Source organism: Agrobacterium albertimagni AOL15, from assembly GCF_000300855.1.
In the GTDB taxonomy this organism is placed as follows: Bacteria; Pseudomonadota; Alphaproteobacteria; order Rhizobiales; family Rhizobiaceae; genus Allorhizobium; species Allorhizobium albertimagni.
Genome location: NZ_ALJF01000013.1, coordinates 1 through 24752 on the forward strand (window position 1 = coordinate 1; position 24752 = coordinate 24752).

Genomic DNA, 24752 nt, shown 5'->3' on the forward strand with positions numbered 1-24752 from the left:
CGAACAGGCACCCGCCGGTTCGAACTTCTTCCACACCTTCTATCTCAACGGCACGGAAGTCCATGAGATGTATTTGGCGTATTGCGCTGGGGAAATCAATACCCCTTTGCGCACAATCGAACTGATTGGTTCGGTGGAAGTACCCGGTATCACGGATGATACTTGAAGGATGGATTGAGGAAAAACAGCGGGTTAGGCTTTAAAGACACCGTCATTTAACTATGACATACAACGATTATTTTTTACCTCAATCACCCTTTTGTGACAGTTTGGTGGGGTGAAAGGCGTGGGTCGTGGCCTTGCAAAGGGACCGCAATCGATGGCGCCAGTCCCCGTTGATGGGGGACGGACAGGCACTGGGCGGACCGCCGCGATGCGAAGGCGCTAACGTCAATAAAGATCTACTAATCGGCCAAAGGCACTCAGCCCTTGCTCCGCGCCAACGGTTGGCGAGGATGGTGCCGGCTTTTCGTCCATTGCCGATATCGCGCCAGATTTCCCCATGATCGACGCTCTCCGCAGAGCGTCCGTTTCGCCCCGACCGGGTCTTGCGAGCACCGTTTTGCTATTTTCCCGGCCGCGTTGACTAAGACGACCTTTGCGGTAGTCTTAAATCGTTAACGCCAGAGAGGAGGCACAAATGAAAAAGTGCATTGGGAAAAATCTTGCGGCGTTTCTCGTCGGACTGAGCCTGTCCACCGGCCTCGTGTTGCCGGCAGGGGCTGCGGAGCTCTTGAACGTCTCCTACGATCCGACCCGCGAACTCTATGCGGATTTCAACGCCACCTTTGCCAAACACTGGCAGGAGGAAACAGGCGAGACCGTAACGGTCAGCCAATCGCATGGCGGCTCGGGTCGCCAAGCCCGCGCCGTGATGGAGGGCCTCGAGGCCGATGTCGTTACACTCGCCCTGCAAAGCGACATCGACATCATCTCCGAGCGGGCAAAGCTGATCGCGCCTGACTGGCGTACCCGCCTGCCGAACAATTCGTCTCCCTATACCTCAACCATTGTCTTCCTGGTGCGCAAGGGCAATCCCAAGGGCATCCAGGACTGGGGCGATCTGGTGAAGGGCGACGTTGAGATCGTCACGCCCAATCCGAAGACCTCGGGCGGTGCCCGCTGGAACTATCTTGCCGCCTGGGCCTGGGCCAACAACGAGTTCGGCGGCGACCAGCAGAAGATCCGCGACTATATCGCCGAGATCTACCGCCGCGCCCCCGTGCTCGACACAGGCGCCCGCGGCTCGCTGACGAGCTTCGCCCAGCGCGAGATCGGTGACGTGCTGATCTCCTGGGAAAACGAGGCCTATCTCGCCGACAAGGAATTCGGCGCCGACCAGTTCGATATCGTCACCCCGTCGCTGTCGATCCTTGCCGAACCGCCGGTCGCAGTGGTCGACGTCGTCGTCGACAAGAAGGGCACCCGCAGAGAGGCCGAAGCCTACCTCAACTACCTCTACTCGCCCGAGGGGCAGACGCTCGCGGCGAAACACTTCTATCGCCCGTCGCGTCCGGATCTCGTGGCCGCAGGCTCCGGCCCGGAATTGCCGAAGCTCGATCTCGTCACCATCGACGACCCACTCTTCGGCGGCTGGGCCAAGGCGCAGCCTGAGCATTTCGGCGAAGGCGGCATCTTCGATCAGATCTACCGCCCCTGAGTTATGGCGCTTCACGAGAGGATTGGCGGTGTGCCCTGAAACGGAGGGTTGCACCGCCGCTTCGCCTTTCACCGGACGATCAAGCAAAGGTGACGTCGATAAGCCGGGCGGGCGCGTTACCTTGAAGGCATGTCCAACGATCCGGAGGTCGATCATGAACCGCACTCAGTCCCTGTCTGCGCTCGCCCTGTCTTCATTCGCCGGTGCCGCACTTCTGGCCGGAGCAGCGCTCGCTCATCACGGCTGGTCCTGGGCCGAGGCCGACCAGATCGATCTGACCGGCACGATCACCGCGATCTCATTTGCCCCGCCGCATCCGACGCTCGAACTGCAGACGGCAGAAGGCCTATGGCGTATCGAACTCGGCAATCCGAACCAGACCCAGCGTTCCGGCTTCGTCGAAGGCGTCGCGGCGGTCGGCGATGAAATCACCGTGCGCGGCAACCGCTCGCTCGATCCGGATGAAAAGCGCCTGAAGGCCGTGCGCGTCATCGTCGAGGGCACGAACTACGACATCTATCCGAGCCGCATCGTCACCAATTGACACCATGGAGTGGCTCTCAGTCCTTGGCGAGACCTCTGTCGCGAGAGCGCTGATCCGTGCGCCGGTGCTCTACATCTTCGCCAGTGCCGCGCACATCTTGTCGCTGGCCATGCTGGTCGGCACAAGTGTCATCCTTGATCTGCGCCTGCTCGGCCGGTTCAAGAGCCTGCCGCTCGCCGAAACAGCCGAACTGCTGTCGCGGATCGCAGCCCTTGCGCTTTGCCTTGCGGTGCTGACGGGCGCTGTCCTCTTTTCCGTGCGTCCGGTGGAATATGCCGGCAATACCGCCTTCCTGATCAAGCTCCTGCTCGTCGGCCTCGGAACGGCGAATGCCGTGTTCATTCATCTCTCCCGGGACTGGGCCGAGATGATCGTCGAACAGCAGGTCTCACTGCGTCTGAAAATCGGCGCTGTCATCTCGTTGACAACATGGCTGTCCGCCGCCCTCGCCGGTCGCTGGATCGGCTTTCTCTGAAAGCGTCTGGTCTAAGGATTCACCCCTTGGTGCACCCGAAAATGACGATTGCCAGCTTATTTCCGTGCCACCCGAGTGGTGTTACTCTGCGACTGTTGTTTCGGGGGATTTCAACATGCCACAACTTTCCATCTGGTATTTCCGCACGGCAATTCTGTTCCTGATCGCCGGCATCTGTCTTGGTCTCTACATGTCGATCACGCACAAGTTCGAGGCGACGGGTGCACATGCCCATATCAACCTGCTGGGCTGGGTCACCATGGCGATCTTCGGCATTTACTATGCGCTGAACCCGGTCCAGGCTGCGAGCCGCATCGCCCGGATCCAGTACATGCTCTACACGCTCGGCATCCTGGTCATGGCACCGTCGCTGTTCCTGATGCTGACCGGTAATCCGTCGCTCGAGCCCGTCGTCGCGGTCTCCTCGCTGGTGACCTTCGCCGGCGTTCTGCTTTTTGCGGTGATCCTGTTTACCCGGAAGGCGTGACGGATCAGCGGGCCTCTCCGTCCTGCCACCGTGCGAGCGCTTCCAGCCCCGCCGGTGTCAGCCCGTAGACGCCGCGGTCGACACGTTCGAACCAGCCATAGACATTCGCCTGCAGGATTTTCGCAGCTTCGGGAACGCTTGCCCTGACGTCGCGCACCTTCAGGGGCCCGGAGGCAAGTGCCGCGGCACAGCCCAGCGCCTGCTGGCGGTAGGCGGTCATCAAGGGGGTGCGGGTGCTGCCGCCGACGGCCGGATCTCCCCGCCGCTTCTGATGTTCGCGCATCAGCCGCGAACGCCGTTTCGGATTGGTCCGCGGCATTGGCGTGACGGATGCAACGATGACATTGACCGTGCCATTGTCGGCAACGCCGAGCATGCCGATGCCGAGCCTGCGGCAGAGATCGCGGTAGCGTTTGTCGCTCTCGCGGCCCTTGCCCTTGGCGGAGATGCGCGCCGCGATCCAGAGCTCGTCGGCGACCGAGGCGCGGTCGACCGCCTGCAGGATGAGTTCGAGATTGAAGCTGAGTTTCAGCTCGCAGACGACCATCACGGGCGGGTCTTCGTCGCTCAAACCCACGAGATCGCAGCCACCGATCTCACCCTTCACGGTATAGCCCGCCTGTTCGAGGAAGCTTTTGACGGGAAGGTAGAGCGAGGTTTCCATGGAGCTCGGGATCAGGTTGCGCAGGGACCGACACCTAAACTGCTTTGTCGGTGACCGTCATCCGGAAATCACATGTGAACCGCAGGAAACGGGTGGCCCCCCAGCTTTTCTCCGGCAATCCTTGGATACTCTAACTGCAGGGAGGATCCCATGAAGCCCGATTTGACAGACGACGATGCCCGCTGGCAGGCCATCCGCACCCGCGATGCATCGCATGACGGGCTGTTCGTCTATGGGGTCCGCTCCACCGGCATTTTCTGCCGTCCGTCCTGCCCCTCGGGGCCCGCCCGTCCGGAGAATATCGTCTTCCTTGAAACGGCTGAAGCCGCCCGGGCGGGCGGCTTCAAGGCCTGTCTGCGCTGCCGTCCGGATCAGCCCGAAACCTGGGCCGTAACGCTGCCGCGCTCTCTCACACCAGGAAGATCGATATGATCGGAAACGCCGTCAGAAGCACGATGCGGAAGACGTCGGCGGTGACGAAGGGCACGATGCCCTTATAGGTCTCGCGGATCGGCACGTCGCGCGACATGGCCGATATGATGAAGAGATTTAAACCCACGGGCGGCGTTATCATGCCGATCTCGGCCACCATCAGCACCAGGATGCCGAACCAGATGGCGAAGTGTTCGGGGCTCATGCCGAAATCCATCGCCGTCACGATCGGGAAGAAGATCGGGATCGTGAGCACGATCATGGAGAGCGAGTCCATGATGCAGCCGAAGATGATGTAGAGCAGGAGAATGATGATCAGCACGGTCATCGGGGCAAAGCCCTGCGCCGTCACCCATTCCGCACCCATCTGCGGCAGGCGGGAGAAGGCGAGGAAGGAGTTGAACACCGAGGCGCCGAGAATGATGAAGAAGATCATGCCGGTGGAAACCGCCGTCTCCTTGAAGCAGGCGATCAGCGACGCGCGGTCGAGCCCGCCATTGGCAAAGGCGACGAGACCGGCACCCACGGCACCCACGGCGGCGGCCTGTGTCGGCGTGAACCAGCCGAGATAGATGCCGCCGACGACGGCAAAGAAGATTGCGACGACCGGCCAGACGGCAATCAGCGCCGGCACGCGGTCCTTCCACGGAATGCGCGGCGCCTGGCCGGCACTTTCCGGCTTCAGGCGGACATAGATGGCGATGACGACGAGATAGGAGATCGCCGCGATCAGACCCGGCACGAAGGCCGCGAGGAAGAGCTTGGCGATGTTCTGCTCGGCAAGGATCGCATAGATGACCAGCACGACGGACGGCGGGATGAGAATCCCGAGCGTGCCGCCGGCAGCCAGCGTCGCGGTTGCAAGCCCACCGGCATAACCGTTGCGCTTCAGTTCCGGAAGCGCCACCTGCGCCATCGTCGCAGCGGTCGCGAGCGACGAGCCGCAGATCGAGCCGAAGCCGGCAGACGCACCGATTGCCGCCATGGCAACCCCGCCCTTGCGATGCCCGACAAAGGCCGCCGCCGCGTTGAACAGGGCCTGGCTCATGCCGCCGCGAGCGGCGAACTGACCCATCAGCAGGAAGAGCGGGATGATCGACAGCGAATAATTCGCATTCGTGTTCCAGGCGAGAACCTTCATCTGCGCCATGATCGGTGTCCAGCGGTCGAGCACCAGATAGGTGCCGACGACGCCGGTGGCGAGCATGGCAGCGCCAATCGGCACGCGCAGGAAAATCAGCAGAATGAGGACGGGGAAAGACCAGAGGCCGATTTCAATGCTGCTCATCAGTGCGCTCCCATCGCAGCGACGATCGTCTTGCCGCGGCGGATGTCGCGGATGTCGGCAGCGATCACATAGAGGCAGACGAGGAGGTTGGCGACAAGAAGGACAAGCGCAATGGCAAAGCCCCACCAGACAGGCAGAAGAAGCAGCGGCGTGGTTTCGCCATTGCCGAACTTGTCCATGGTGCCGATCGCGTGGCGCCAGGTGACGAGGCCGATCAGGATGGCGATGACGATGTCGCCGATCAGCTGCGTCCAGTTCATCGCCTTCGGTCCGAAGGCAGAGATCAGGATGTCGACGCCCACATGGCCACGCTTCAGCTGGCAGAAGGGCAGGAAGGCGAAGACTGCGAGCCCGCACAGCGCTTCGACCAGTTCGATTTCACCGGGCAGGGGGCGGATGGTGACCGAGCCCACGATCGAGGCAACGGTCAGCGCACAGGCAACCACGAGGCAGAAGCCGCCGAACAGGACGAGGGCGGAGGCCAGGCCATGGCACGCCCGCTCCAGTCGTTCGAAGCTGGTGGAAACGGCAGTCGCCATCAGAAAGTCCTTTGAAAGTCTGTGCAAAGGGTCCGGGCGCCTTCCGACAAGCGCCCGGACAAGGCGGGGAGGTTATTGGGTATTGGCCTGGATGAGCGAAAGCGCATCGTTGTAGAGCGTCGTGCCATCAAGACCCTTGCCGTCCATTTCGGCGATCCAGGCCTTGGTCACGGCCTCGCCCGCAGCCTTCCAGCGTGCAGTCTCGGCTTCGTCCAGGGTGATGATCTTGTTGCCGTTCTTCTCGGCAATCTCCTTGCCGCCAATGTCGCCGGCATCCATGGCCTGGCCGAAGAGGCGGGCGAGTTCCTTGCCGGAATTGTCGTCGATCACCTTCTTCAGGTCGTCCGGCATCGCGTCATAGCTGTCCTTGTTCATCGCGAACACGAAGGTGCCGGTGTAAAGCCCGTTCGGACCGGAGAAGCCGGTATGGTTCGGCGCAAGCTCAGCGATCTTGATGGCGGGGGTCACTTCCCACGGAACGACCGAGCCGTCGATGACGCTCTTCGACAGGCTTTCCGGAACGGCCGTGACCGGCATACCGACGGCAGAGGCGCCCATGGCCTCAAGCATCTGGTTGATCACCTTCGAGGTGCCGCGCAGCTTCAGACCCTGCATGTCCTCGAGCTTTTCGACCGGCTTCGAGGCGATGGTGTGGATGAGGCCCGGACCATGGGTGTGGACTGCCAGCACGTGGTAGTCGGTCAGCTCGTCCTTGAGGTGCTTCTCGTAATAGTCCTGGAAGGCGAGCGAGGTGGCCTCGGCTGTCGTCACCATGAAGGGAAGTTCGAAGGCTTCCGACTTCGGGAAGCGGCCTGGCGTGTAGCCGAACAGCGTCCAGGTCAGATCGACCACGCCATCCTTCACCTGATCCACGAGGTCGGCCGGCCTGCCGCCGAGCTGCATGGCAGGGTAAAGCTCCACGGCGATGCGGCCACCGGAATCGGCCTGGATCTTCTCGGCCCAGGGCTGCAGAACCTTGGCCGGGATCGTCGCCTGTGGCGGCAACATCTGGTGAAGCTTGAGGGTAACGTCTGCGGCGAAGCTGGCGGACGCCATCATCGACAATGCGGCACCGGACAATCCGGCGATAAGAAACTGGCGCAACATGATTTCCTCCCATGTCTTGTTGATCTGGAAAAACCGACCGGCTCGAGGCAACAGAGCAATCAGAAAACATGACGAGACAAATCATGTAAAGATCGCGTCGCCCGGTTCCTCACTCCCATCCGGCAGACTCTTCCTTGTCAGTTATGATTACAGATGGGATGCAGGCACGCAAATAATTATGTGGCCGGAAACCATAACCAAACATGTATGGATTGCCTTGTGCAAAGCCGCGCTTCTCGGCCCCGTGCCGCGATCGTGACGACGGGCCCGCTGCCGGGCCTTGGCTCCATCCTCGTCTCCGGTTATAGCTCGCGGCTCCGGCCCGGTTATGACGACTTGCGGCGGGCGATTGTCGATCTGCAAGGATGATCCCGGATGCGTTTTCTTCCCTTCGGCCCCCATCGCCGGTCGCGTGCGGCCTTCGTGGCGCTCTGCCTGCTGTCGGCAACGGGGCTCAGTGCCTGTGCCGGCCGTCCGGGGCCGGAAACGCTCGGCACGGTGGCGCTGGGTGACTACAAGCCTGCTCGGGTCGAAACGCTCTATACGGTAACGACACGCGACCGCGCGAAACCCGGCGAGAATGTCTTCACGACGACCAAGACCCGCGAGCCGAATTATGCGAGCTTCGGCGTCTCCATCCCGCCGAACCACAAGCCGGCTAACATCGAATGGCCGAAGCCCGGCCGCAAAGTAAATCCGAAGACCGATTTCGCCGTCGTGTCGCAGTCGGTGCTGGATCGCCCCGGCCTCCTGCAGGCGATCCGCGCCCGCGAGGCCGCCCCGCCGGTCGTCTTCGTGCACGGCTACAACTACAATTTCCAGGAATCGCTCTTCCGCCTCGCCCAGCTGAAGACGGACAGCAATCTCGACGGAACGCCGGTCCTCTTCTCCTGGCCTTCGCTCGCCGCTCTCCCGGCCTATGTCGCCGACAAGGAATCCGCTACCTATTCCCGCGATGCGCTGGCCGACCTGCTCGCCGACATGGTGCGGGCGCGAAACGGTGAGGTCGATGTTTTCGCCCATTCGATGGGAGGCTGGTTGACGGTCGAGGCGCTGCGACAGCTGAGACTGCAGGGCAAGGGGGACGTCCTCGATCGGCTGAGGGTCATCATGGCAGCGCCCGACATCGACGAAGATGTCTTCACGGCCCAGCTCGACGTCATCGGTCGCATGCGGATCCCGATCACCATTCTCGTCTCGCCGGACGACCGGGCGCTGCAGGTCTCGAGCATTCTCGGCGCCGGCACCCAGCGCGTCGGAGCGCTGGACGCGCGCAACCCCGAAGTGGCAGAAGCAGCCAAACGCTATGGCGTGACGGTCATCGATATCTCGTCGCTCGAATCCGTCGATGCCACCAATCACAACCGCTTCTTCGACGTGAAGCAGCTGGCCGCAACGCTTGGCACACCCACCTCGAGCGCGACGCTCGGCGATGCCGGAGCCTTCGTGCTGGATGCTGCCGCCCAGACTGTGTCCAGCCCCTTCTCGCTCGCCGCCAGGGTCCTGCGCCAGCAATGACGGTGGGCTGAGCGCAGCCATCAGAGAAATACGACGCAGCGCGCAGCTCAGTCTTGCGTTTCGTCAGGTTGACGAGGGGCGAAATTCGGTGTCTTGCGCAATTTATGCGTTGGCTTACCGACTCGTTTACGCCTCGGTGTCACAAGCTTCGGTCCATGCATGCGCGCTAATAAGCGTTCGATCCCCTTCGTCACATGGTTCCGTTCATGGCTTCTTCATTGTCTGATGCCGAAGCGGCTGCACCTGCGCCCGCCGCAGGTCACGCCAAGCCTCTGCCCGTCGCCGTTCTCTCCCTGATCCCGAAGCTTGTTCTGCGGGCGCCGCGCAGCGGTGCCGTCTTCGGAGCGCTGGTCATGCTGGCGCTGCTTGGTCCGATCCTCGCCGAAGAGAACCTGCTGAAATTCGGCTGGGGTCTCGTGCTCGCACGCCACGGCATCGATGCGACCGAGGGCACGCTCGGGCTCTCCATGGTGCTTGGCGTCTTCGCCTCCCGCGGTCTCGTCCGCATTCCGCGCCGCAGGCGTGAGCCGAAGGATGTCGAGGACGATCTAGCCCGCGCCGTATCCTTGCTGTCGACCCAGCCAAACGCCAGCGCCGGTCTCGTGCGTCTCGGCGACAAGCGGATCCTCTTCTCAGATTGCGGTCAGGGCTTCATCATGTATGCCCGCCGGGGGCGCTCGCTCATTGCACTTTTCGATCCCGTCGGCCCGAAGCATCTCTGGGCGCCACTTGTCGAGAAGTTCATCGGCGAAGCACGCCGCAGCCGAAGCCGCCCGGTCTTCTACCAGGTCTCCGCCGAATTCCTGCCGGTCGCCGTTGAGACGCGCCTGCAGGCGCTCAAGCTCGGTGAGCAGGCGGTCATCGATCTCTCCCGCTTCACGCTTGCCGGCGGCGACTGGCTGAAATTGCGTCGCTCGATCAACCGCGCCGAACGCGACGGCCTGTGCTTCGAATATCTGCCGGCGGATGCTGTGCCGGCGGTTCTCGACGAGTTGCAGAGCGTTTCCGACACCTGGCTCTCCGCCCACCAGGCTGCCGAAAAGGGCTTTTCGCTCGGCACCTTCGATCGGGCCTATCTCACTTCTGGCCCCGTCGCGCTCATCCGCCTCGACGGCCGCATCGTCGCCTTCGCAAGCCTGATGACGACCTCGTCTGACGGAGATGCCTTCATCGATCTGATGCGCCATGTTCCCGGTGTCCATCGAGGCATGATGGACCTTCTGTTCGTGAAGATCATGGAGACCCTGAAAGCACAGGGCTTCGCCACCCTGAACCTCGGCATGGCGCCGCTCGCCGGTCTCTCGGGCAATCGTCGCGCCCCCGCCTGGAACCACGTCGCCCGGCAGATCTTCGAACACGGCGAGCGGTTCTACAATTTCCGTGGCGTGCGCGCTTTCAAGGAGAAGTTCGATCCGGACTGGCAGCCCCGCTACCTCGTCGTGGCGGGGCAGGGCCTGCCGATCCTGTCGCTGATCGACGTGACCTTGCTGATCGGTGGCGGTCTCAAGGGCCTGGCGCGCAAATGAACGCGGTCGCTATCCGGGCCACGCTTCACGGGCTGAAGCCAAGGCTCTTCGTTGCCGTTCTGGCTGTCTTCGTGCAGGTTTCAGCCTCTGTGGCTGCCGCCAGCGATAACGGCATCGTCAGCCTGCCGCACGATCGCATCTCGGTGCCCGATGATGACAGCATGACTGGTGTCGTGGTCATCGTCTCCGATGCCAATGGCTGGGACGCCGTCGAGCAGGCGGCGCTGGAGACGGTGGTCCTGGGCGGCGCGATCGGCGTCGGCGTCGATCTCAATGTCTGGCGCGAAGCGTTGTCGCGCGAAACCGAGCGCGACTGCCTCTTCCTGCCGGCCGATATCGAACGCCTGACCCGCCAGCTGCACCGCAGCCACACCGCGGATTTCTATCGCCCGCCACGCCTGCTGGGTTTTGGCGAAGGAGGTGCACTGGTGCTCGCCATCGCCGCCCAGACACCGAACGGCAGTTTTGCCGAAACGATCGGCGAGACGGTGGCCCTGGATCCAACGGAGGCCGTCGCCCTGCCAAAGCCGCTTTGCACACCGGCCCCGCGCCGCGACACGACGTACGGCACAGCCTATGGCCTTGCACCCGGCAAGCTGCCCAATCCCGTCCGCATCACCTTCTCGCCGGCGGCGGACGAGGGGGCCCGGCAGCATGCAGCATCGCTGAAGGCGAGCCATCCGGACGTGGTGGTAACAGACGGGGAGGGCGGTCCGGCCCGCATCCTCTCGGCTGAAGCCACGGGTCCCGTGGCTCGGCTCACGCCGGACGATGCAGCGCTCGACCTGCCGCTCGTGGAAGACATCGTCAGACCTGAACACGACACGGTCGCGATCTTCTATTCCGGCGATGGCGGCTGGCGAGAGATCGATCAGCGCATCTCGGCCCATCTGAACAAGGCGGGCGTGCCCGTCATCGGCGTCGATGCCTTGCGCTACTTCTGGAGCGAGAAGACGCCGGATGAAACGGCAACCGACCTTTCGCGGATCATCGCTTACTACCGCAAGCGGCTGGGCGTCTCCCGGGTGGTGCTGATCGGCTATTCCTTCGGCGCCAATCTCCTGCCGCGAGTCTACGGCCTTCTGCCCGAGCCCGACCAAAGCTCGGTTACCCTCCTGTCGCTGCTCGCTTTGTCGCATCAAGCCGATTTCGAGATCGCTGTCTCCGGCTGGCTGGGTGCCGCTGGTTCAGGAAAGCACGGCGATCCCGTCGATCACCTGGCGCCCGTCGAGGCGGCCAAGATCCAATGCGTGTACGGACTGGAAGAAGAGGACACAGCCTGCCCGGCGCTGGAGCCCCGCGCAAAGGATGGCCTCGACCTCATCGCCCGCCCCGGCGGCCATCACTTCGACGAGAATTACGAGCTGATTGCAGACAAGATTCTGGGGCGGGTCGGCAGCCGCTGAGCGCACGGTGAGGCCTGTCTGTTCCGCACGGTCACGATGCTGGAACAAAGATCCCACACCTCTGCCTCAAGGCGTGGCGCGACGGTCAGTCGATCAATACCGCCGTGGCTTCATTTGGACGCATATCCACGTCCGGGTTTCCAAGAAGTGTGCTGTCGTCTGCGATCAGCTTTTCCCAGACCCCTGCCGGAGCAGCGACGATCAACTGCGGGGTGCCGTTGAGCTCGTTGATGATCCGCAACCCGTCCGAACTGTAGTCGGTCAGGGTGTCGATGATCGGTTGCTTGACTTCCTGGTAGAGACCGAAAAGCAGAGAACGGCGCTCGCGGGCCGTTGCGGCTTCCCGTGCTTTCTCGACCTTCTCGTCAGCAACCTTGACTGAAACGAGGATGGAGACGTCTTGGGTCGGGTCCAATCGACGGACCGATGCTTTCATCTGTGCACTCATCATGTCCTTGTCCCTTTGGGTAGACGAACTCGTGCCACTTCAGATATTCGCGAGATGAAGCCGTCCCCGGCCACCTCGCGGAGGCTGATTATTGGGCGCAGGTGGTAAAGTTGCCGTTAACTTTAGAATACGCTCAATCAAGCCTGTTGGTTCCCCGCGCAGCGCCTCATCTTGTTCGATCGCCAACGCTGCAACACCGGCAACAATCGGGCACGCCATCGACGTGCCCGACATTAATCCATAGCGAGCACCCGGTAAAGCACTGCTCACCTGTACCCCTGGCGCAACCAGATCCGGCTTGTAGACTGGTGGCTGCGAAGCTGGCATCGCCGGTCCCCAGTCACTGAAATCGGCGATGGAGTGGTTACGATCAACGGCGCCGACGGCAAGGGTGCATTCGTACATGCCGGGCGCGCTATGATGGCCTTCACCCCGACGGCCATCATTTCCGATGGCGGCCACGATCAGGATTCCACTATCGACATAGTTTCTCGCAACCGCATACTCTTCTCGATCGAAATCCTGCCCCAGCGAAGCATTGACGATATCGACGCCTTCGCCCAATCCGAGTGCCTCAACTGCTAGCCAGTTGAGGCCGGCGGCGATCTGGTTGCGGTAGCCGACGATCCTCTGATTGGCATCTCGCGTATTCAGTACTGATGCCATCGCGATCTGAGCTGCAGGTGCCACGCCTTTGCTGCGTCCGGCGCTGAGTGCCGCGACATGCGTTCCATGCGTGTCGTAATCCTTCGGCTCTCTCTTTCTCTTCTTTGAGCCGTCCGGTGCGAAATCCTGAAAGATGACCTGCTTTCCAGTGAATTCGGGATGATCGGCATCGATCCCGGTGTCCAGGAAGCCTATGGTGACGCCTCTACCCGTCAGGCCCTTCCTGCGAGCGGCGTCGATTTCGATGGCGTCGAGGTGCCAATCATCCGTGTCGACACTGACGCTTTCCGCTTCCGTCGGCGCGATCTGCATAACAACTTCATTCTGCAGCACCACCGCGCCTGCATCCTGAAGACTGGCAATCGTTTCGTCGGGAAGAGCCGGTAATATCATCGCGTCGAGTGCTGAGAGGTAGATGCCCCGCATTTGTGTGAAGGCTCCAAACTGCGCCTCGGCGACCGCCGGTATTGAGCCGCCCCCGCTGTTAGCGGCATTGAGCAGGTCGACGCTTAGCAGGTCGGATGTGGATTCGTAGAGAAGGGTCTTTGCGGCCTTCCGCCCCACAGGACCATTCGTCCGCTCCCGCGTCGGCATCAGCACCAGCAAAGCGCGTTCCACATCCGGCTTGAGCCACAAGTCGCCAATGCTTTGGGCCCTGGCCACTTGGGGTAGGCGCGTCATCCCCGATCTGCGCTTGTAGTCGCGTATCCATCGCCGTCGGAGTTCCCGAGCATGTCGCTTGCCGCCTCTGTGGCCCGTCGTCCGACGTTTCCACGTAAACATCTGACGGTCGAGCTTTTGCAGAAATGCACCGACGTCCCCGTAGTCTCGTGACTTGCCCATGAATCAGTGTCCCCAAACCCGACCGCGAGCAAGACTAACAAAAATATCGCAAGTTGCAATCTCTGGCGGTGGATGCAACCTTTGCTCAATCAGCGGTCGCTGACTTCCCAGCGTGGGTTGATCCACGGTTCCTGATTGCTGCGGGGCAGGGGCTGTCGCCCGAGAATATGATCCGCCGCCTTCTCGCCGGTCATGATCGAGGGACCATTCAGGTTGCCATAGGTCAGTTGCGGAAAGATCGACGAGTCCACGACGCGCAGGCCTTCGACCCCGATCACCCGGCATTCCGGATCGACCACGGCCATCGGATCGTCCTTCGCGCCCATCTTCGACGTGCCGCAGGGGTGATAGGCGCTTTCCAGATGCTCGCGCAGGAAGGCGTCGATCTGCTCGTCCGTCTGAACCCCTTCGCCTGGCTGGATTTCCGGTCCGCGAAAGGCGTCGAAAGCCTTCTGGCCGAAGATCTCGCGGGTAAGCCGAACGCAGTGACGGAACTTCACCCAGTCTTCCTCGTGGCTCATGTAGTTGAACTGGATCACCGGATCAGCCATCGGATCGGACGAGCGCAGGGTGACGGCGCCGCGTGATTTCGAGTGGTTGTAGCCCACATGCACCTGGAAGCCATGGCTTCTCGCTGCCGCCTTGCCGTCATAGGAAATGGCGACGGGCAGGAAGTGGAACTGGATGTCAGGCTGCTTCACACCGGCTGCCGAGCGCACGAAGGCGCAGGATTCGAACTGGTTGGAGCTGCCAAGCCCGGTGCCGGAAAACAGCCATTGCGCGCCAGCCACCCCTTGCCAGAACCAGGGCAGCCAGGAATAGAGCGAGACGGGCTTGGTCGCGACCTGCTGGAAGTAGAACTCCATGTGGTCCATGAGGTTGGCGCCCACGCCCGGCCGGTCGACCTTCACCTCGATGCCCATGGCCTTCAGATGCTGCGCCGGTCCGATGCCCGAAAGCATCAGGAGCTTCGGCGAGTTGAAGGTTGAAGCGGAAACGATGACCTCCCGATTGGCCTTCACCACCTCGATTTTGCCATTGCGCTCGATCTCGACGCCGACGGCACGGCCGTTTTCGATGACGATCTTGCGGGCAAAGCAACGCACCAGCTCGACATTGCCGCGCTTCATCGCTGGCTTGAGATAGGCATTGGCGGCAGACCAGCGGCGCGAGCGCCAGATGGTCTGCTCCATCAGACCAAAGCCTTCCTGCTTCTCGCCGTTATAGTCTTCGGTCGTCTCGAAGCCGGCCTGCTTTCCGGCTTCCACAAAAGCACGCACCAAAGGGTTCTTCGCCGGCCCGCGCTGGACATGCAGCGGCCCGTCGGTGCCGCGCCAGCCGTCCTGGCCGCCATGTGAGTTCTCCATGCGCTTGAAGTAGGGCAGCACGTCCGCATAGCCCCAACCCTTGGCGCCACTCTGCTCCCAGCCGTCGAAATCCTCGGCCGATCCGCGCACATAGACCATGCCGTTGATCGAGGAGGAGCCGCCGATCACCTTGCCGCGCGGTGCCGTGATGCGCCGGTTGTTGAGGTTAGGCTCGGGCTCGGAGAGGTAGCCCCAGTTGTAGCGTTTCATGCTCATCGGCCAGGCAAGGGCAGCCGGCATCTGAATGAATGGCCCGACATCCGATCCGCCATATTCGAGCACCATGACACTGTTCTTGCCGCCTTCCGAAAGCCGGTAAGCCAGCGCCGAACCGGCAGAGCCGGACCCGATGATGATGAAGTCTGCGTTCTGCATGCCTATCCCCAAAACGAACTGTTTCTACTGCCCATTCCAGCTCTCGTTATCGACCCCTCAACACAAGAGCTGATCCAGCGACGGCGGCGTCTCGACACCCTCCCCTTGAGGGGGAGGGTCGGCACGCAGTGCCGGGGTGGGGTGAGCCCGACGAAGGGGAAACCCCAAAACCGTCACCCCACCCGCGCGTGCCGCGCGACCTCCCCCCCTCAAGGGGGAGGTGGCAGATCAATACGGCGCCTCACACTTGCCCATGCCGACATAAACCGTCTTCAGCTCGGAATAATGCTCCAGCGCCGCTGCCGAATTTTCGCGGCCGAAACCCGACTGTTTCGATCCGCCGAAGGGGATTTCCACCGGGCAGAGATTATAGGTGTTGATCCACAGCGTCCCGGCCTCCAGATGATCGACCACCCGGTGCGCACGTGAAAAATCCGCCGTGAACACGCCCGCAGACAGACCGAATTCGGTGGCGTTGGCGCGTTCGACCACCTCTGCCTCGTCCTCGAAATCGAGCACGCACATCACAGGCCCGAATATCTCCTCGCGCGCGATCGTCATGTCGTCGGTGACATCGGCAAACACCGTCGGCTGGATGTAGAAGCCTTCGCCGGTGACGCTGTTCGGAATGCCGCCGCCGGTCACGAGCGTCGCGCCTTCCGCCTTGCCCTTGTCGATATAGGACAGGACCTTATCGCGCTGAGCGAGCGAGACCATCGGCCCCATCTGGGTCGCCTCGTCCTGGGGATCACCGATCAGGATCGCCTCGGTGCGGGCCTTCAGCCGCGCGAGAAACGTCTCCTTGATCGCCTTGTGCACAAAGACGCGGGTGCCGTTCGAGCAGACCTGGCCGGTCGAATAGAAATTGCCGAGCATGGCGCCCGAGATCGCGCTGTCGATATCAGCATCGTCAAAGATGACGATCGGCGACTTGCCGCCGAGTTCCATGGTGACATGCTTGAGCTGCGAGGCAGCCGCGCCCGCCACCTTGCGCCCTGTCGGCACCGAGCCGGTCAGCGACACCTTGGCGACATCGGGATGCGACACGAGCATGGGACCCGTCTCGCGGTCGCCCTGGATGACATTGTAGACGCCCTTCGGCGCACCGGCCTCAATCAGGATTTCGGCGATCTTGAGCGCCCCGAGCGGCGTCACTTCCGATGGCTTGAACACCATGGCATTGCCGGCAGCGAGTGCGGGTGCACCCTTCCAGCAGGCGATCTGCTGCGGATAGTTCCAGGCGCCGATGCCGACGACCACGCCGAGCGGCACGCGCTTGGTATAGGCCCAGTCGCCGCCGAGCGGGATCTGGCTGCCGTTCATCGCGGTTGCGATGATGCCGCCAAAGAATTCGAAGCTGTCAGCCCCCGAGGTCGGGTCGGCCACGATCGTTTCCTGGATCGGCTTGCCCGTGTCGAGCGTCTCGAGCTCGGAAAGCTCGCGATTGCGCTCGCGCATGATCTCGGCGGCCTTTTTGAGCACGCGCCCGCGCGCCGCCGGGCTCCAGGACGCCCATTCCTTCTGCGCCCGCTTGGCAGACGCGATGGCCTTTTCGATGATCTGAGGGGTGGCTGCATGCAGCCTTGCGATCACCTCGCCGGTCGCCGGATAGATGCTCTCGATGACGGTGCCGTCGGTATCCTCGACATACTCCCCGTCGATGAAGTGGGAGGCTTGCGGTTGGGCTTTCATGGTGTCTCTCCGGACGGGTGTTCGAATTTGCATGTGACCGTTGGATGCCCCTCATCCGCCCTGCCGGGCACCTTCTCCCCGTCGAGACGGGGAGAAGGAGATGCGAGGCTAGCGTTCGTCTCCCCCTCTCCCCGCTTGCGGGGAGAGGGTAGGGTGAGGGGCAGTTCTTGCGGCCGACGCGGCCTGCAGCTGTCCCGTCACATAATCCTCGACCAATGCGACAGAGGCATCAATCGACAAGGGCGAAGCCTTCAGCGATTGCCGGATATAGAGCCCGTCGATCATCGCGGCCGCGCCATCGGCGATCCGGCTTGCCTCAGGGGAGCCGCAGAGCGGCTTCAGCCCCGAAAGAAGGTTCGAATGCAGCCGCCGCGCATAGAGCGCGAGGAGCCGGCGAACCTCTTCCGAGCGCTGCGCCTCCGAATAGAAGGCAAGCCAGGCGGCAACCACTTCCGGCGCAAACTGGTCGGCATTAAAGGAGATGCGAATGACCGCCGAGATCCGCTCGCGTGGCGTCTGCGCTTGGGTGAGCGCATAAACCGCATCCGCCCGCAACTGCCGCAGCAGCGAGCGGATCGTCGCGATCAGCAAGCGATCCTTCGAGCCGAAATAGTGATGCGCCAACGCCGGAGAAACACCCGCCTCGCGGGCGATCTCCGACATGGTGACCGTCAGCGAGCCGTGATGGCCGATCGTCTTCAACGCGGCATCGACAAGCGCCTTTCGGCGCACGGGCTCCATTCCGACCTTCGGCATCCGGCTTCTCCTATCCTGTCCATGATAATTTTGATTGACTGATCAATCAATAAAAAATTGCCGATGACGCCGTGCCTCGCAATTGAGCTCGACCGTTAACGGTAAAGCATGACAGCTAAAGTGTCTGGGAGCACTGCGACCCCGCCATTTGGCGACCCTGGCCACTACGCCAGATCACCTGAGTTCCCTGGTCTTTCGGTGATCATGCGGGCAGGCCCACGCCCCGTTTGAGCAATTGGTGTCGCGTGAAACTTTCATCCCACTGTCACACTACGGAAAGCTTTTATTGACGATTGTTCAGCCACATTTCCGCCCATAAAAACAAATGCATACTGGAGTATCGCGTATGGGTGCGGGGGTCGCGGAAGATTTGGGCGCGCTCAGGCGTTTTGCCAGTGACCAGCTCGTCACACTGGCCAAGCTCGTCGTCGAAAACGCCTTCCAGCCGATCGTCGAGGTCGGCACCGGTGCCGTCTTCGGCCATGAGAGCCTGATGCGCGGCCATGACCGCATCGGCTTTGAAAGCCCGCTCGACTTGCTCGATCAGGCGGCCTCGACCGGCCAGCTTCTGGCCCTTGAACAGATGGTCGCGAGCCGCGCGCTTGCCAAATTCGCGACCCTGCCGGATTGCGCCGGCGCCACCCTCTTTCTCAATCTCGACGTCCGCCTGATCCCCGACGGCAATGCGCTCGTCGACACCTTGCTCGACCAGTTGCGCAAGGCGCATGTCCCGCCGTCTTCCGTCTGCTTCGAACTCTCCGAGCGCTTCGACAACACCCGCGTGCCGGAATTTGCCGGCCTCGTCGAGCGTCTGCGCCGCTCCGGCTTCAAGCTCGCCATCGATGACTTTGGCGTCGGCCATGGCGAAATGAAGCTGCTCTGCGACTATCCCGTCGACTATGTGAAGATCGACCGCCATTTCATCGCCGGCCTCGACCACAATCCGCGCAAGCGCCATCTCGTCAAGAACATCGTCAACTTCTGCCATGTGCTCGGCGTGCGCGTCATTGCCGAAGGCATCGAGACGGAAGGGGAGTTCCTCGCCTGTCGCGAATTCGGCGTCGACCTCGTCCAGGGCTGGTATATCGCGCGTCCCAGCACCATCGTCTCGGAGCTGAAGAGCGCCTTTCCCCATCTCCAGGATGTCGGCAAGGCTCGCCGCACGACGCAGTCGCTCGACGAGATCCTGATCCGCAAGCAGATCGAGACGCTTCCCAGCGTCTACGAGCACGAGAATATCGATCACGTCTTCGATCTCTTCCGGCGCAACCCGGGCCAGTCCTTCTTTCCGGTGCTGAATGCCAATGGCGAGCCGCGCGGCATCATCAACGAGCGGCATCTGAAGGAGTTCATCTACCAGCCCTTCGGCCGTGATCTCCTGAAAAACAAGATCTACGAGCGCGCCATTTCCCATTTCGTCGATCGCGCGCCGATCGTCGGGCTCGATGCCGATGCCGAGCGGCTGATGACCATGTTTGCCAATATGGAAGGTTCAGACTGCGTCATCCTGACGGAAAACATGCGTTATGCCGGCGTCGTCTCGGCAGCCTCGCTGATCCGCATCATGAGCGAAAAGCAGCTGAAGACTGCCCAGGACCAGAACCCGCTGACCGGCTTGCCCGGCAATCGCGCCATCCGCGATTTCATGCGGACTGCGGCACTGGATGGCGATGGCCCGCGCTTCTTCTGCTACTGCGATTTCGATCATTTCAAGCCGTTCAACGACCATTACGGCTTCCACCAGGGCGACCACGCGATCTCGCTGTTCGCAGCCCTTCTGCGCCGCTACTTCTTCTCGGAAGGCGATTTCCTCGGCCATGTCGGCGGCGACGATTTCTTCATCGGCGTCACCGACTGGACCCGCGAGGAACTGACCGAAATCCTCGATCGTCTGCTGTCGGATTTCCATGACGACGTCATCGACCTCTACTCCGATGCCGATCGCCAGACCGGCCACATCAGAGGCCTCGACCGCCAGGGCCTGGAACGCGATTTCCCCCTGATGCGCTGCTCGATCGGCGTCCTGGAACTCCCCGCTGGCCTCGTCATCGACGACGTCAACCGCATCAGCGGCGAGATCGCGGAGTTGAAGAAGCTCGCAAAGGAAAGTGCCGAGGGCGTGGTGATCGGCCAATCCGGCAGGGAATGAGCAACGTCGCCATCCTCGCCGCTTGAACCTGCAATCCCATCGATCATGATGCGCCAGTGGGAACAGGAAGCGTTCAGGTGACCGAGGGACAGATGCTTTTGATCGCCGTCGAGCCAGCCGACCAACCCGACATCCAGCGGCTCCTGGATCTGTCCGACGCGGTCGCCGCTCGCCTTTATCCCGGTGCCTTCCGCCAGTCGTTGACGGCCGCCAGCCTTGCGCTTCCCAGCGTCACGCTCTTCGTCGCCCGCGATGCTTCGAGATGCGCGCTCGGCTGCGCCGCCCTAATGGACCTGTCGGACGGCACCGTCGAGCTGAAACGCATGATCGTCGATCCTGATCATGCCGGGCAGGGCGTCGGTCGCAAACTCCTCCTCGGTCTCCTGCAAGCGGCGCGGGAACGCGGCCTCCGCTCCGTGCTGCTCGAGGTCGGCATCCGCAATGTCGCGGCGCGCCGGCTCTACGAAAGCGTGGGCTTCCGCGATCGTGGCCCCTTCGGCAATTACCGCCAGACCCCGATCGCCACCTTCATGCAGATCGACCTTTAGCCGGCGCGCTCCGCCGCCTTGCCTTAGCGGAACAACTGCATCAGGCTTTCGCTGTTGCTGTTTGCGATGGACAGGGACTGCACCGCGATCTGCTGCTGGGTCTGCAGCGCCTTCAGGCGTGTCGAGACCTCGTTCATGTCGGCATCCACCAGTCGGCCGACACCGCTGTCGATGCTGTCGGAAAGCTTCTCGGCAAACTCCGCCTGCAACTCGATGCGTGTCTGCAAGGAACCCAGGCGGCTGGCGCTGCTGATCGCCATCTTCTCCATGTGGTCGACGCCCCGCAGATACTGGTCGATGGTTCTGATGTTCTGGGTGATGTCCACCTCAGCCAGATCGAAATCCGGGGCATAGGGCGGGTTGGACTGGACGTTCCCGACATAGACACGCGCGGCGCGATTGCCGGCCTCGGGATAGACGGTCTGGTCGGCGGAGAAGATGATCGAGTTGCCTGTCGCAACCGCCATCAGATTGCTGCCGCTCGAGGCCTGGCTGATGACGGCCGCCAGATCCGCAGCACTGCCGATATAGCCGTCGACCGTGCCGAGTGCCGCATCGACGACCGCCCGGTTGATCGTATAGGTCGTCATCGCCCCGGGGCCGACCTGGACGTCGAAATAGACTTCCGCCAGCGGCGATACCGTGAACGCCGTAGAGAAGGAGATGGATGCCTTGGGATACATGTTGTCATGCTTGTCAGTCGGCGCATTCTCAATCCCCAGGGCGAAACCGGCAGGGTAGGAGCCGCTGAGGTTCGAGATCACATTCGAGATGGCAATGCTCGACCCGACATGACCAGATGTCTCGAGAGATCCGATTTCGAATTCTGTCGTCGAACTGAGAGAGGTGAACATCCGCTCCATGGCGGTGGCAGGCACGCCATTCGCGACAAATATGCTCTCCAGCACCGTACGAAGCTGCGGCGCGGTGGCGATCTTGCCATCGGTCGTCCCGAGCGCCGTATCGATCGCTGCCTTGTCTATTGTCAGAACATAGGCTGTGCCGGGCGAATAGTCGCCGGCGTCCACGGTAAGGGTGAAGGTGATGGAATCAGTCGCCGCCAGCTCCACGCCGCCCGTGAACCTGTAACTCTCATGTCCCTGATGCGCGACGGAATTTACACCCGTGCCGCGGAAGCCGCCGATGTCGCCGACGCTGTGGATCTGCTTTTGCAGGATCCCGCCACCGCCGCCGACATTGAGCATGCTGGATTGCTTCAGATCGATCGCCATCGTCTTGACCTGAACATTGCTGTTCGCGTCGCGGACGAAGGAGGAGACCACGCTCGTCGTCATCGGCCCCTCTTCGAGCAGCGGCAAGGTGGACTTCGTTTTCAGCAGGTTTTCACCGCTGAAACTTGCCGATTCGACGATGGATTCGGCCTGCGCGTTCAGTTGCGTCAATTCTTCCTGGACTTTCGCCCGGTCGACGCCTTGCTCCTTGGCCGCGACCAGTCTCGCCTTGAATTCTCCGAGAATGTCGACGATGGCAGCCGTCCCGGCATAGGCCGTGTCGATCTTGGCTGCCCCCAGACCAAGCGCATCGGATACGGCCGAGATCGCCAGATTGTCCGAGCGCATCGTTGTGGAAATCGACCAATAGGCTGCATTGTCGGCGGCAACGGCAATCCGCAGGCCGGATGCGGCCTTCTGCTGATGATCGGTCAGATCGCTGGCAACGCTCCGCAGCGTCTGGAGCGCGGCAATCGCGCCCAGATTCGTGTGAATACTGGTCATGAAAAAGACTCTCGGGGAAGGAAGATGCTGGCACGTCATGTGCCGAATAGTGATGCCTGTTTAAGCGCGGCCATGGTTAACGAGATCTGAATTTTCGACTGTGAGGTTTCATGCTTTGAGCATTGCAACCAAAAATGATCAGATGTCCTTCCGAGGCGATTTACCGCATTTGTCCGGACATCACCCCGTATAAGGTGTCCGTCCTGTCCAAAGGAGTTTCCCCCATGTCTCTTCCCGCCACCATGCGCCATGTCGACCTGCCCACCCATGGGGGTCCGGAGGTCATGCACCTCGTCGAGGGGCCGCTGCCGAGCCCGCGGCCCGGCGAAGTGCTGGTGAGGGTCGAGGCGGCGGGTGTCAACCGGCCGGATGTCGCCCAGCGCCAGGGCGCCTATCCGCCGCCGAAGGATGCAAGCCCCATTCTCGGTCTGGAGATCGCAGGCGAGATCGTCGGCCTCGGCATCGGTGTCACAGATTTCCAGATCGGTGACCGGATCTGCGCGCTGGCGAATGGCGGCGGTTACGCCGAATACTGCGCCGTGCCGGCAAGTCAGGCCATGCCGTTTCCGAAGGGCTATGATGCCGTGAAGGCGGCAGCATTGCCGGAAACCTTCTTCACCGTCTGGGCCAATCTCTTCCAGATGGCGGGCCTGACCGAAGGCGAGACGGTGCTCATCCATGGCGGCTCCTCCGGCATCGGCACGACCGCCATTCAGCTCGCGAAAGCCTTCGGCGCCACCGTCTACACCACCGCCGGCTCGGCTGAAAAATGCGCCGCCTGCATGGATCTGGGGGCCGTGAGAGCCATCAACTACAAGGCCGAGGATTTCGTCGAGATCGTCAAGGAAGAGACGCAAGGCAGGGGCGTCGATGTCGTTCTCGACATGATCGGTGCCGCCTATTTCGACCGCAACCTGCAGGTCCTCGCCAAGGACGGCTGTCTCTCGATCATCGCCTTCCTCGGTGGCGCCACGGTCGAAAAGGCCAATCTGGCGCCGATCATGGTCAAGCGCCTCACCGTCACCGGCTCGACCATGCGCCCGCGCAGCCCGGAAGAAAAACGCGCCATCCGCGACGACCTGATGACCGAGGTCTGGCCCCGCCTGGAGCGCGGCGAAGTGGCCCCCGTCATCCATACGGTCCTGCCCTTCGAGGATGTCATCGAGGCGCACCGGCTGATGGAAAGCTCCGAACATATCGGCAAGATCGTGCTGAAGCTGGGGTGAGCGGGGCCACCTTCAAGAAAGGCGGCCCGCCCAGCCCTTACGACACCGTCACCGGCTTCGACCGCAGCCGGCTCGCCGTTGCCGGATCGGCGCGGCGGCAGAGGCGGGGCGGCAGGCCCTTCATGATCAGTTCGGCATCGGCAACGGCCATTGAGCCCAACGCATAGAAGGCGTCGCGCGTGCCGCCGGTCCTGTGGGCGGACAGCAGGATACCAGAGGCCTGGCGCACGGGATCGTCTGCCGCGACAGGCTCCTCTGGAAAGACGTCCGTTGCCACCTTGATATGGCCGGATTGCGCCGCCTCGATCATCGCCGGGAAATCAACGACGGCAGCCCTGCTCATCAGCAGGAAGGCGGCACCCGGCTTCATCATCGCGAACTCGCGTTTGCCGATGAAGCCCTCGTTCTCGCTGGTGACGCTCGCAAATACGAGGACCACCTGGCTTTCGCGTAAGACCTCTTCCAGCGTCGCCGGCTCGCAATCCTGGCCCTCGATGATCTCCTTCGGAAGCCACGGGTCGAAAACGCGAACCCGGTTCTTGAACGGGCGAATGAGCTCGCGAAACGCATGGCCGAGATCGCCGAAGCCGATGATCCCCACAGGGGCGCCGGCGAAGCGGAACGTCTCGGCATTGCCCTCCAGCCCATAGCGCTCGACGCCAAGCCGAAAATCCCGATCCGCTGCCGTGATGCCGCGAGCAAGATCGAGTGCCATCGCAAGTGCGGCTTCCGCCACCGGCGAAGCGAAAGCCGAGGCTGGCGTAATCACCCAGATCCCGCGCTCGACACAGGCCTGATAGTCGATATTCGCTAGGAAATTCGATTCCACGTTGATGATCGCCTTCAGCCTCGGCGCCCTGTCCAGACGTTCTCTCGGCATGTCCGTCTGGCCGAAGATCAGGACAGTGTCGGGAAGATACCGCTCGACCTCTTCGGCTGGCATCGCGCGATCCTCTGACACGATCACCTCGCCCAGCGCCTCGAGCCGCGCCCGAACGGACGGCTCCATGATCAGATCGAGTGTCCTCGGCAATGGATCGACCAGGATGATATCGCGGTTCACTGTTTCCTCCCTCGAGAATCTTTGGCTGATCGGAGCTTAGCGCGAAACGCCCCTCTCTGGGCAAGGCCGTCTGTGCAGGTCATGCCCGGCCACGTCTGTGCTGCGGAAGGCGAAAAGCGGGGCCTTGATGGAACGGCTTGAGGGCCGAAGGCGTCTATTGGATGCGGATGATATGTTCCCGCGCTTTGTCTGAACGTCGAGGCGCCGATCGGTTACGACCGCTGAGAGGTCGTTGGT

At 62.1% G+C, this 24752-nt stretch carries 22 protein-coding genes; 11 read left to right on the forward strand and 11 right to left on the reverse strand.

Translation table 11 applies throughout. The features are described from left to right. Window positions 1–640 precede the first annotated feature (640 nt). The 4 genes from QWE_RS15560 to QWE_RS15575 all read left to right on the forward strand — a co-directional run bounded on the left by QWE_RS15560 (window position 641) and on the right by QWE_RS15575 (window position 3166). Window positions 641–1660 carry a sulfate ABC transporter substrate-binding protein gene (locus QWE_RS15560; RefSeq protein ID WP_006727110.1) on the forward strand — a complete coding sequence of 340 codons (1020 nt, stop codon included), beginning with the start codon at window positions 641–643 and terminating at the stop codon, window positions 1658–1660. Window positions 1661–1814: 154 nt separating this feature from the next. Next, entirely contained in the window at window positions 1815–2204 is a 390-nt protein-coding gene (locus tag QWE_RS15565; RefSeq protein WP_006727111.1) for a DUF6152 family protein, read from the forward strand. A 4-nt stretch (window positions 2205–2208) separates the two neighbouring features. Then, a complete protein-coding gene (locus tag QWE_RS15570) occupies window positions 2209–2679 on the forward strand; it encodes a DUF6644 family protein (RefSeq protein WP_006727112.1) in 471 nt (156 codons plus the stop codon). A gap of 115 nt (window positions 2680–2794) precedes the next feature. Next, complete coding sequence (locus QWE_RS15575) at window positions 2795–3166, forward strand: hypothetical protein (RefSeq protein ID WP_006727113.1); 372 nt, start codon at window positions 2795–2797, stop codon at window positions 3164–3166. Window positions 3167–3170: 4 nt separating this feature from the next. Here QWE_RS15575 and QWE_RS15580 read toward each other — a convergent pair whose 3' ends face one another. Then, a complete protein-coding gene (locus tag QWE_RS15580) occupies window positions 3171–3830 on the reverse strand; it encodes a DUF2161 domain-containing phosphodiesterase (RefSeq protein WP_006727114.1) in 660 nt (219 codons plus the stop codon). A gap of 150 nt (window positions 3831–3980) precedes the next feature. Between QWE_RS15580 and QWE_RS15585 the strand changes: the two genes are divergently transcribed. Further along, on the forward strand, window positions 3981–4262 hold the full coding sequence (locus QWE_RS15585; RefSeq protein ID WP_006727115.1) for an Ada metal-binding domain-containing protein: 282 nt from the start codon (window positions 3981–3983) through the stop codon (window positions 4260–4262). Here the strand turns inward: QWE_RS15585 and QWE_RS15590 are convergent. The 3 genes from QWE_RS15590 to QWE_RS15600 form a co-directional block, all read right to left on the reverse strand. Continuing rightward, window positions 4240–5550 (reverse strand): TRAP transporter large permease, encoded by a 1311-nt coding sequence (locus QWE_RS15590; protein ID WP_006727116.1) that lies wholly within the window; start codon window positions 5548–5550, stop codon window positions 4240–4242. The genes QWE_RS15585 and QWE_RS15590 overlap by 23 nt on opposite strands. Next, entirely contained in the window at window positions 5550–6089 is a 540-nt protein-coding gene (locus QWE_RS15595; protein ID WP_006727117.1) for a TRAP transporter small permease, read from the reverse strand. Before QWE_RS15595 ends, QWE_RS15590 begins: the two co-directional genes overlap by 1 nt. A gap of 72 nt (window positions 6090–6161) precedes the next feature. Next, the gene (locus QWE_RS15600) at window positions 6162–7196 is read right to left on the reverse strand and encodes a TRAP transporter substrate-binding protein (protein WP_006727118.1); all 1035 of its coding nucleotides are present in this window, start codon (window positions 7194–7196) and stop codon (window positions 6162–6164) included. A 375-nt stretch (window positions 7197–7571) separates the two neighbouring features. Between QWE_RS15600 and QWE_RS15605 the strand changes: the two genes are divergently transcribed. The 3 genes from QWE_RS15605 (at window position 7572) to QWE_RS15615 (ending at window position 11646) form a co-directional block, all read left to right on the forward strand. Then, on the forward strand, window positions 7572–8714 hold the full coding sequence (locus QWE_RS15605) for an alpha/beta hydrolase (protein WP_006727119.1): 1143 nt from the start codon (window positions 7572–7574) through the stop codon (window positions 8712–8714). 206 nt (window positions 8715–8920) lie between these two features. Continuing rightward, the gene (locus tag QWE_RS15610; RefSeq protein ID WP_100220939.1) at window positions 8921–10240 is read left to right on the forward strand and encodes a phosphatidylglycerol lysyltransferase domain-containing protein; all 1320 of its coding nucleotides are present in this window, start codon (window positions 8921–8923) and stop codon (window positions 10238–10240) included. Beyond that, on the forward strand, window positions 10237–11646 hold the full coding sequence (locus tag QWE_RS15615) for a virulence factor family protein (protein WP_006727121.1): 1410 nt from the start codon (window positions 10237–10239) through the stop codon (window positions 11644–11646). The genes QWE_RS15610 and QWE_RS15615 overlap by 4 nt, the downstream gene beginning before the upstream one ends. 85 nt (window positions 11647–11731) lie before the next feature. Here the strand turns inward: QWE_RS15615 and QWE_RS15620 are convergent, their stop codons facing one another. The 5 genes from QWE_RS15620 to betI all read right to left on the reverse strand — a co-directional run bounded on the left by QWE_RS15620 (window position 11732) and on the right by betI (window position 17793). Beyond that, on the reverse strand, window positions 11732–12097 hold the full coding sequence (locus QWE_RS15620; RefSeq protein WP_006727122.1) for a hypothetical protein: 366 nt from the start codon (window positions 12095–12097) through the stop codon (window positions 11732–11734). A 36-nt stretch (window positions 12098–12133) separates the two neighbouring features. Further along, window positions 12134–13441 (reverse strand): S8 family peptidase, encoded by a 1308-nt coding sequence (locus tag QWE_RS24470; protein WP_157790717.1) that lies wholly within the window; start codon window positions 13439–13441, stop codon window positions 12134–12136. A 251-nt stretch (window positions 13442–13692) separates the two neighbouring features. Then, complete coding sequence (betA, locus tag QWE_RS15630; protein WP_006727124.1) at window positions 13693–15345, reverse strand: choline dehydrogenase; 1653 nt, start codon at window positions 15343–15345, stop codon at window positions 13693–13695. Between the two features lie 228 nt (window positions 15346–15573). Continuing rightward, window positions 15574–17037, reverse strand: a complete 1464-nt coding sequence (gene betB / locus QWE_RS15635) for a betaine-aldehyde dehydrogenase (protein WP_006727125.1) — start codon at window positions 17035–17037, stop codon at window positions 15574–15576. 108 nt (window positions 17038–17145) lie between these two features. Then, window positions 17146–17793: a transcriptional regulator BetI gene (betI, locus tag QWE_RS15640; RefSeq protein ID WP_006727126.1), complete on the reverse strand. Its 648-nt coding sequence runs from the start codon at window positions 17791–17793 to the stop codon at window positions 17146–17148. 346 nt (window positions 17794–18139) lie between these two features. Between betI and QWE_RS15645 the strand changes: the two genes are divergently transcribed. Next, window positions 18140–19942 carry a bifunctional diguanylate cyclase/phosphodiesterase gene (locus QWE_RS15645; RefSeq protein WP_006727127.1) on the forward strand — a complete coding sequence of 601 codons (1803 nt, stop codon included), beginning with the start codon at window positions 18140–18142 and terminating at the stop codon, window positions 19940–19942. A 77-nt stretch (window positions 19943–20019) separates the two neighbouring features. Continuing rightward, entirely contained in the window at window positions 20020–20490 is a 471-nt protein-coding gene (locus QWE_RS15650; protein ID WP_006727128.1) for a GNAT family N-acetyltransferase, read from the forward strand. A gap of 23 nt (window positions 20491–20513) precedes the next feature. Here the strand turns inward: QWE_RS15650 and QWE_RS15655 are convergent, their stop codons facing one another. Further along, on the reverse strand, window positions 20514–22226 hold the full coding sequence (locus QWE_RS15655) for a flagellin N-terminal helical domain-containing protein (RefSeq protein ID WP_006727129.1): 1713 nt from the start codon (window positions 22224–22226) through the stop codon (window positions 20514–20516). 224 nt (window positions 22227–22450) lie between these two features. On the opposite strand from QWE_RS15655, the gene QWE_RS15660 reads away from it, so the two are divergent. Further along, the gene (locus QWE_RS15660) at window positions 22451–23452 is read left to right on the forward strand and encodes an NAD(P)H-quinone oxidoreductase (RefSeq protein ID WP_006727130.1); all 1002 of its coding nucleotides are present in this window, start codon (window positions 22451–22453) and stop codon (window positions 23450–23452) included. 37 nt (window positions 23453–23489) lie between these two features. Here QWE_RS15660 and QWE_RS15665 read toward each other — a convergent pair whose 3' ends face one another. After that, window positions 23490–24515, reverse strand: coding sequence for a hydroxyacid dehydrogenase (locus QWE_RS15665; RefSeq protein WP_006727131.1), 1026 nt, complete (start codon window positions 24513–24515; stop codon window positions 23490–23492). Window positions 24516–24752 lie beyond the last annotated feature (237 nt).

Bases quoted from the DNA above. Each gene is read 5' to 3' on its own strand.
- QWE_RS24470 (WP_157790717.1), bottom strand. From the start codon at position 13,441: ATGACGCGCCTACCCCAAGTGGCCAGGGCCCAAAGCATTGGCGACTTG.
- QWE_RS15610 (WP_100220939.1), top strand. From the start codon at position 8,921: ATGGCTTCTTCATTGTCTGATGCCGAAGCGGCTGCACCTGCGCCCGCC.
- QWE_RS15565 (WP_006727111.1), top strand. From the start codon at position 1,815: ATGAACCGCACTCAGTCCCTGTCTGCGCTCGCCCTGTCTTCATTCGCC.
- betB (WP_006727125.1), bottom strand. From the start codon at position 17,037: ATGAAAGCCCAACCGCAAGCCTCCCACTTCATCGACGGGGAGTATGTC.
- QWE_RS15600 (WP_006727118.1), bottom strand. From the start codon at position 7,196: ATGTTGCGCCAGTTTCTTATCGCCGGATTGTCCGGTGCCGCATTGTCG.
- QWE_RS15590 (WP_006727116.1), bottom strand. From the start codon at position 5,550: ATGAGCAGCATTGAAATCGGCCTCTGGTCTTTCCCCGTCCTCATTCTG.
- QWE_RS15620 (WP_006727122.1), bottom strand. From the start codon at position 12,097: ATGATGAGTGCACAGATGAAAGCATCGGTCCGTCGATTGGACCCGACC.
- betI (WP_006727126.1), bottom strand. From the start codon at position 17,793: ATGCCGAAGGTCGGAATGGAGCCCGTGCGCCGAAAGGCGCTTGTCGAT.
- QWE_RS15595 (WP_006727117.1), bottom strand. From the start codon at position 6,089: ATGGCGACTGCCGTTTCCACCAGCTTCGAACGACTGGAGCGGGCGTGC.
- QWE_RS15580 (WP_006727114.1), bottom strand. From the start codon at position 3,830: ATGGAAACCTCGCTCTACCTTCCCGTCAAAAGCTTCCTCGAACAGGCG.
- QWE_RS15605 (WP_006727119.1), top strand. From the start codon at position 7,572: ATGCGTTTTCTTCCCTTCGGCCCCCATCGCCGGTCGCGTGCGGCCTTC.
- QWE_RS15615 (WP_006727121.1), top strand. From the start codon at position 10,237: ATGAACGCGGTCGCTATCCGGGCCACGCTTCACGGGCTGAAGCCAAGG.
- QWE_RS15560 (WP_006727110.1), top strand. From the start codon at position 641: ATGAAAAAGTGCATTGGGAAAAATCTTGCGGCGTTTCTCGTCGGACTG.
- QWE_RS15575 (WP_006727113.1), top strand. From the start codon at position 2,795: ATGCCACAACTTTCCATCTGGTATTTCCGCACGGCAATTCTGTTCCTG.
- QWE_RS15585 (WP_006727115.1), top strand. From the start codon at position 3,981: ATGAAGCCCGATTTGACAGACGACGATGCCCGCTGGCAGGCCATCCGC.
- QWE_RS15645 (WP_006727127.1), top strand. From the start codon at position 18,140: ATGGGTGCGGGGGTCGCGGAAGATTTGGGCGCGCTCAGGCGTTTTGCC.
- QWE_RS15570 (WP_006727112.1), top strand. From the start codon at position 2,209: ATGGAGTGGCTCTCAGTCCTTGGCGAGACCTCTGTCGCGAGAGCGCTG.
- betA (WP_006727124.1), bottom strand. From the start codon at position 15,345: ATGCAGAACGCAGACTTCATCATCATCGGGTCCGGCTCTGCCGGTTCG.
- QWE_RS15660 (WP_006727130.1), top strand. From the start codon at position 22,451: ATGTCTCTTCCCGCCACCATGCGCCATGTCGACCTGCCCACCCATGGG.
- QWE_RS15655 (WP_006727129.1), bottom strand. From the start codon at position 22,226: ATGACCAGTATTCACACGAATCTGGGCGCGATTGCCGCGCTCCAGACG.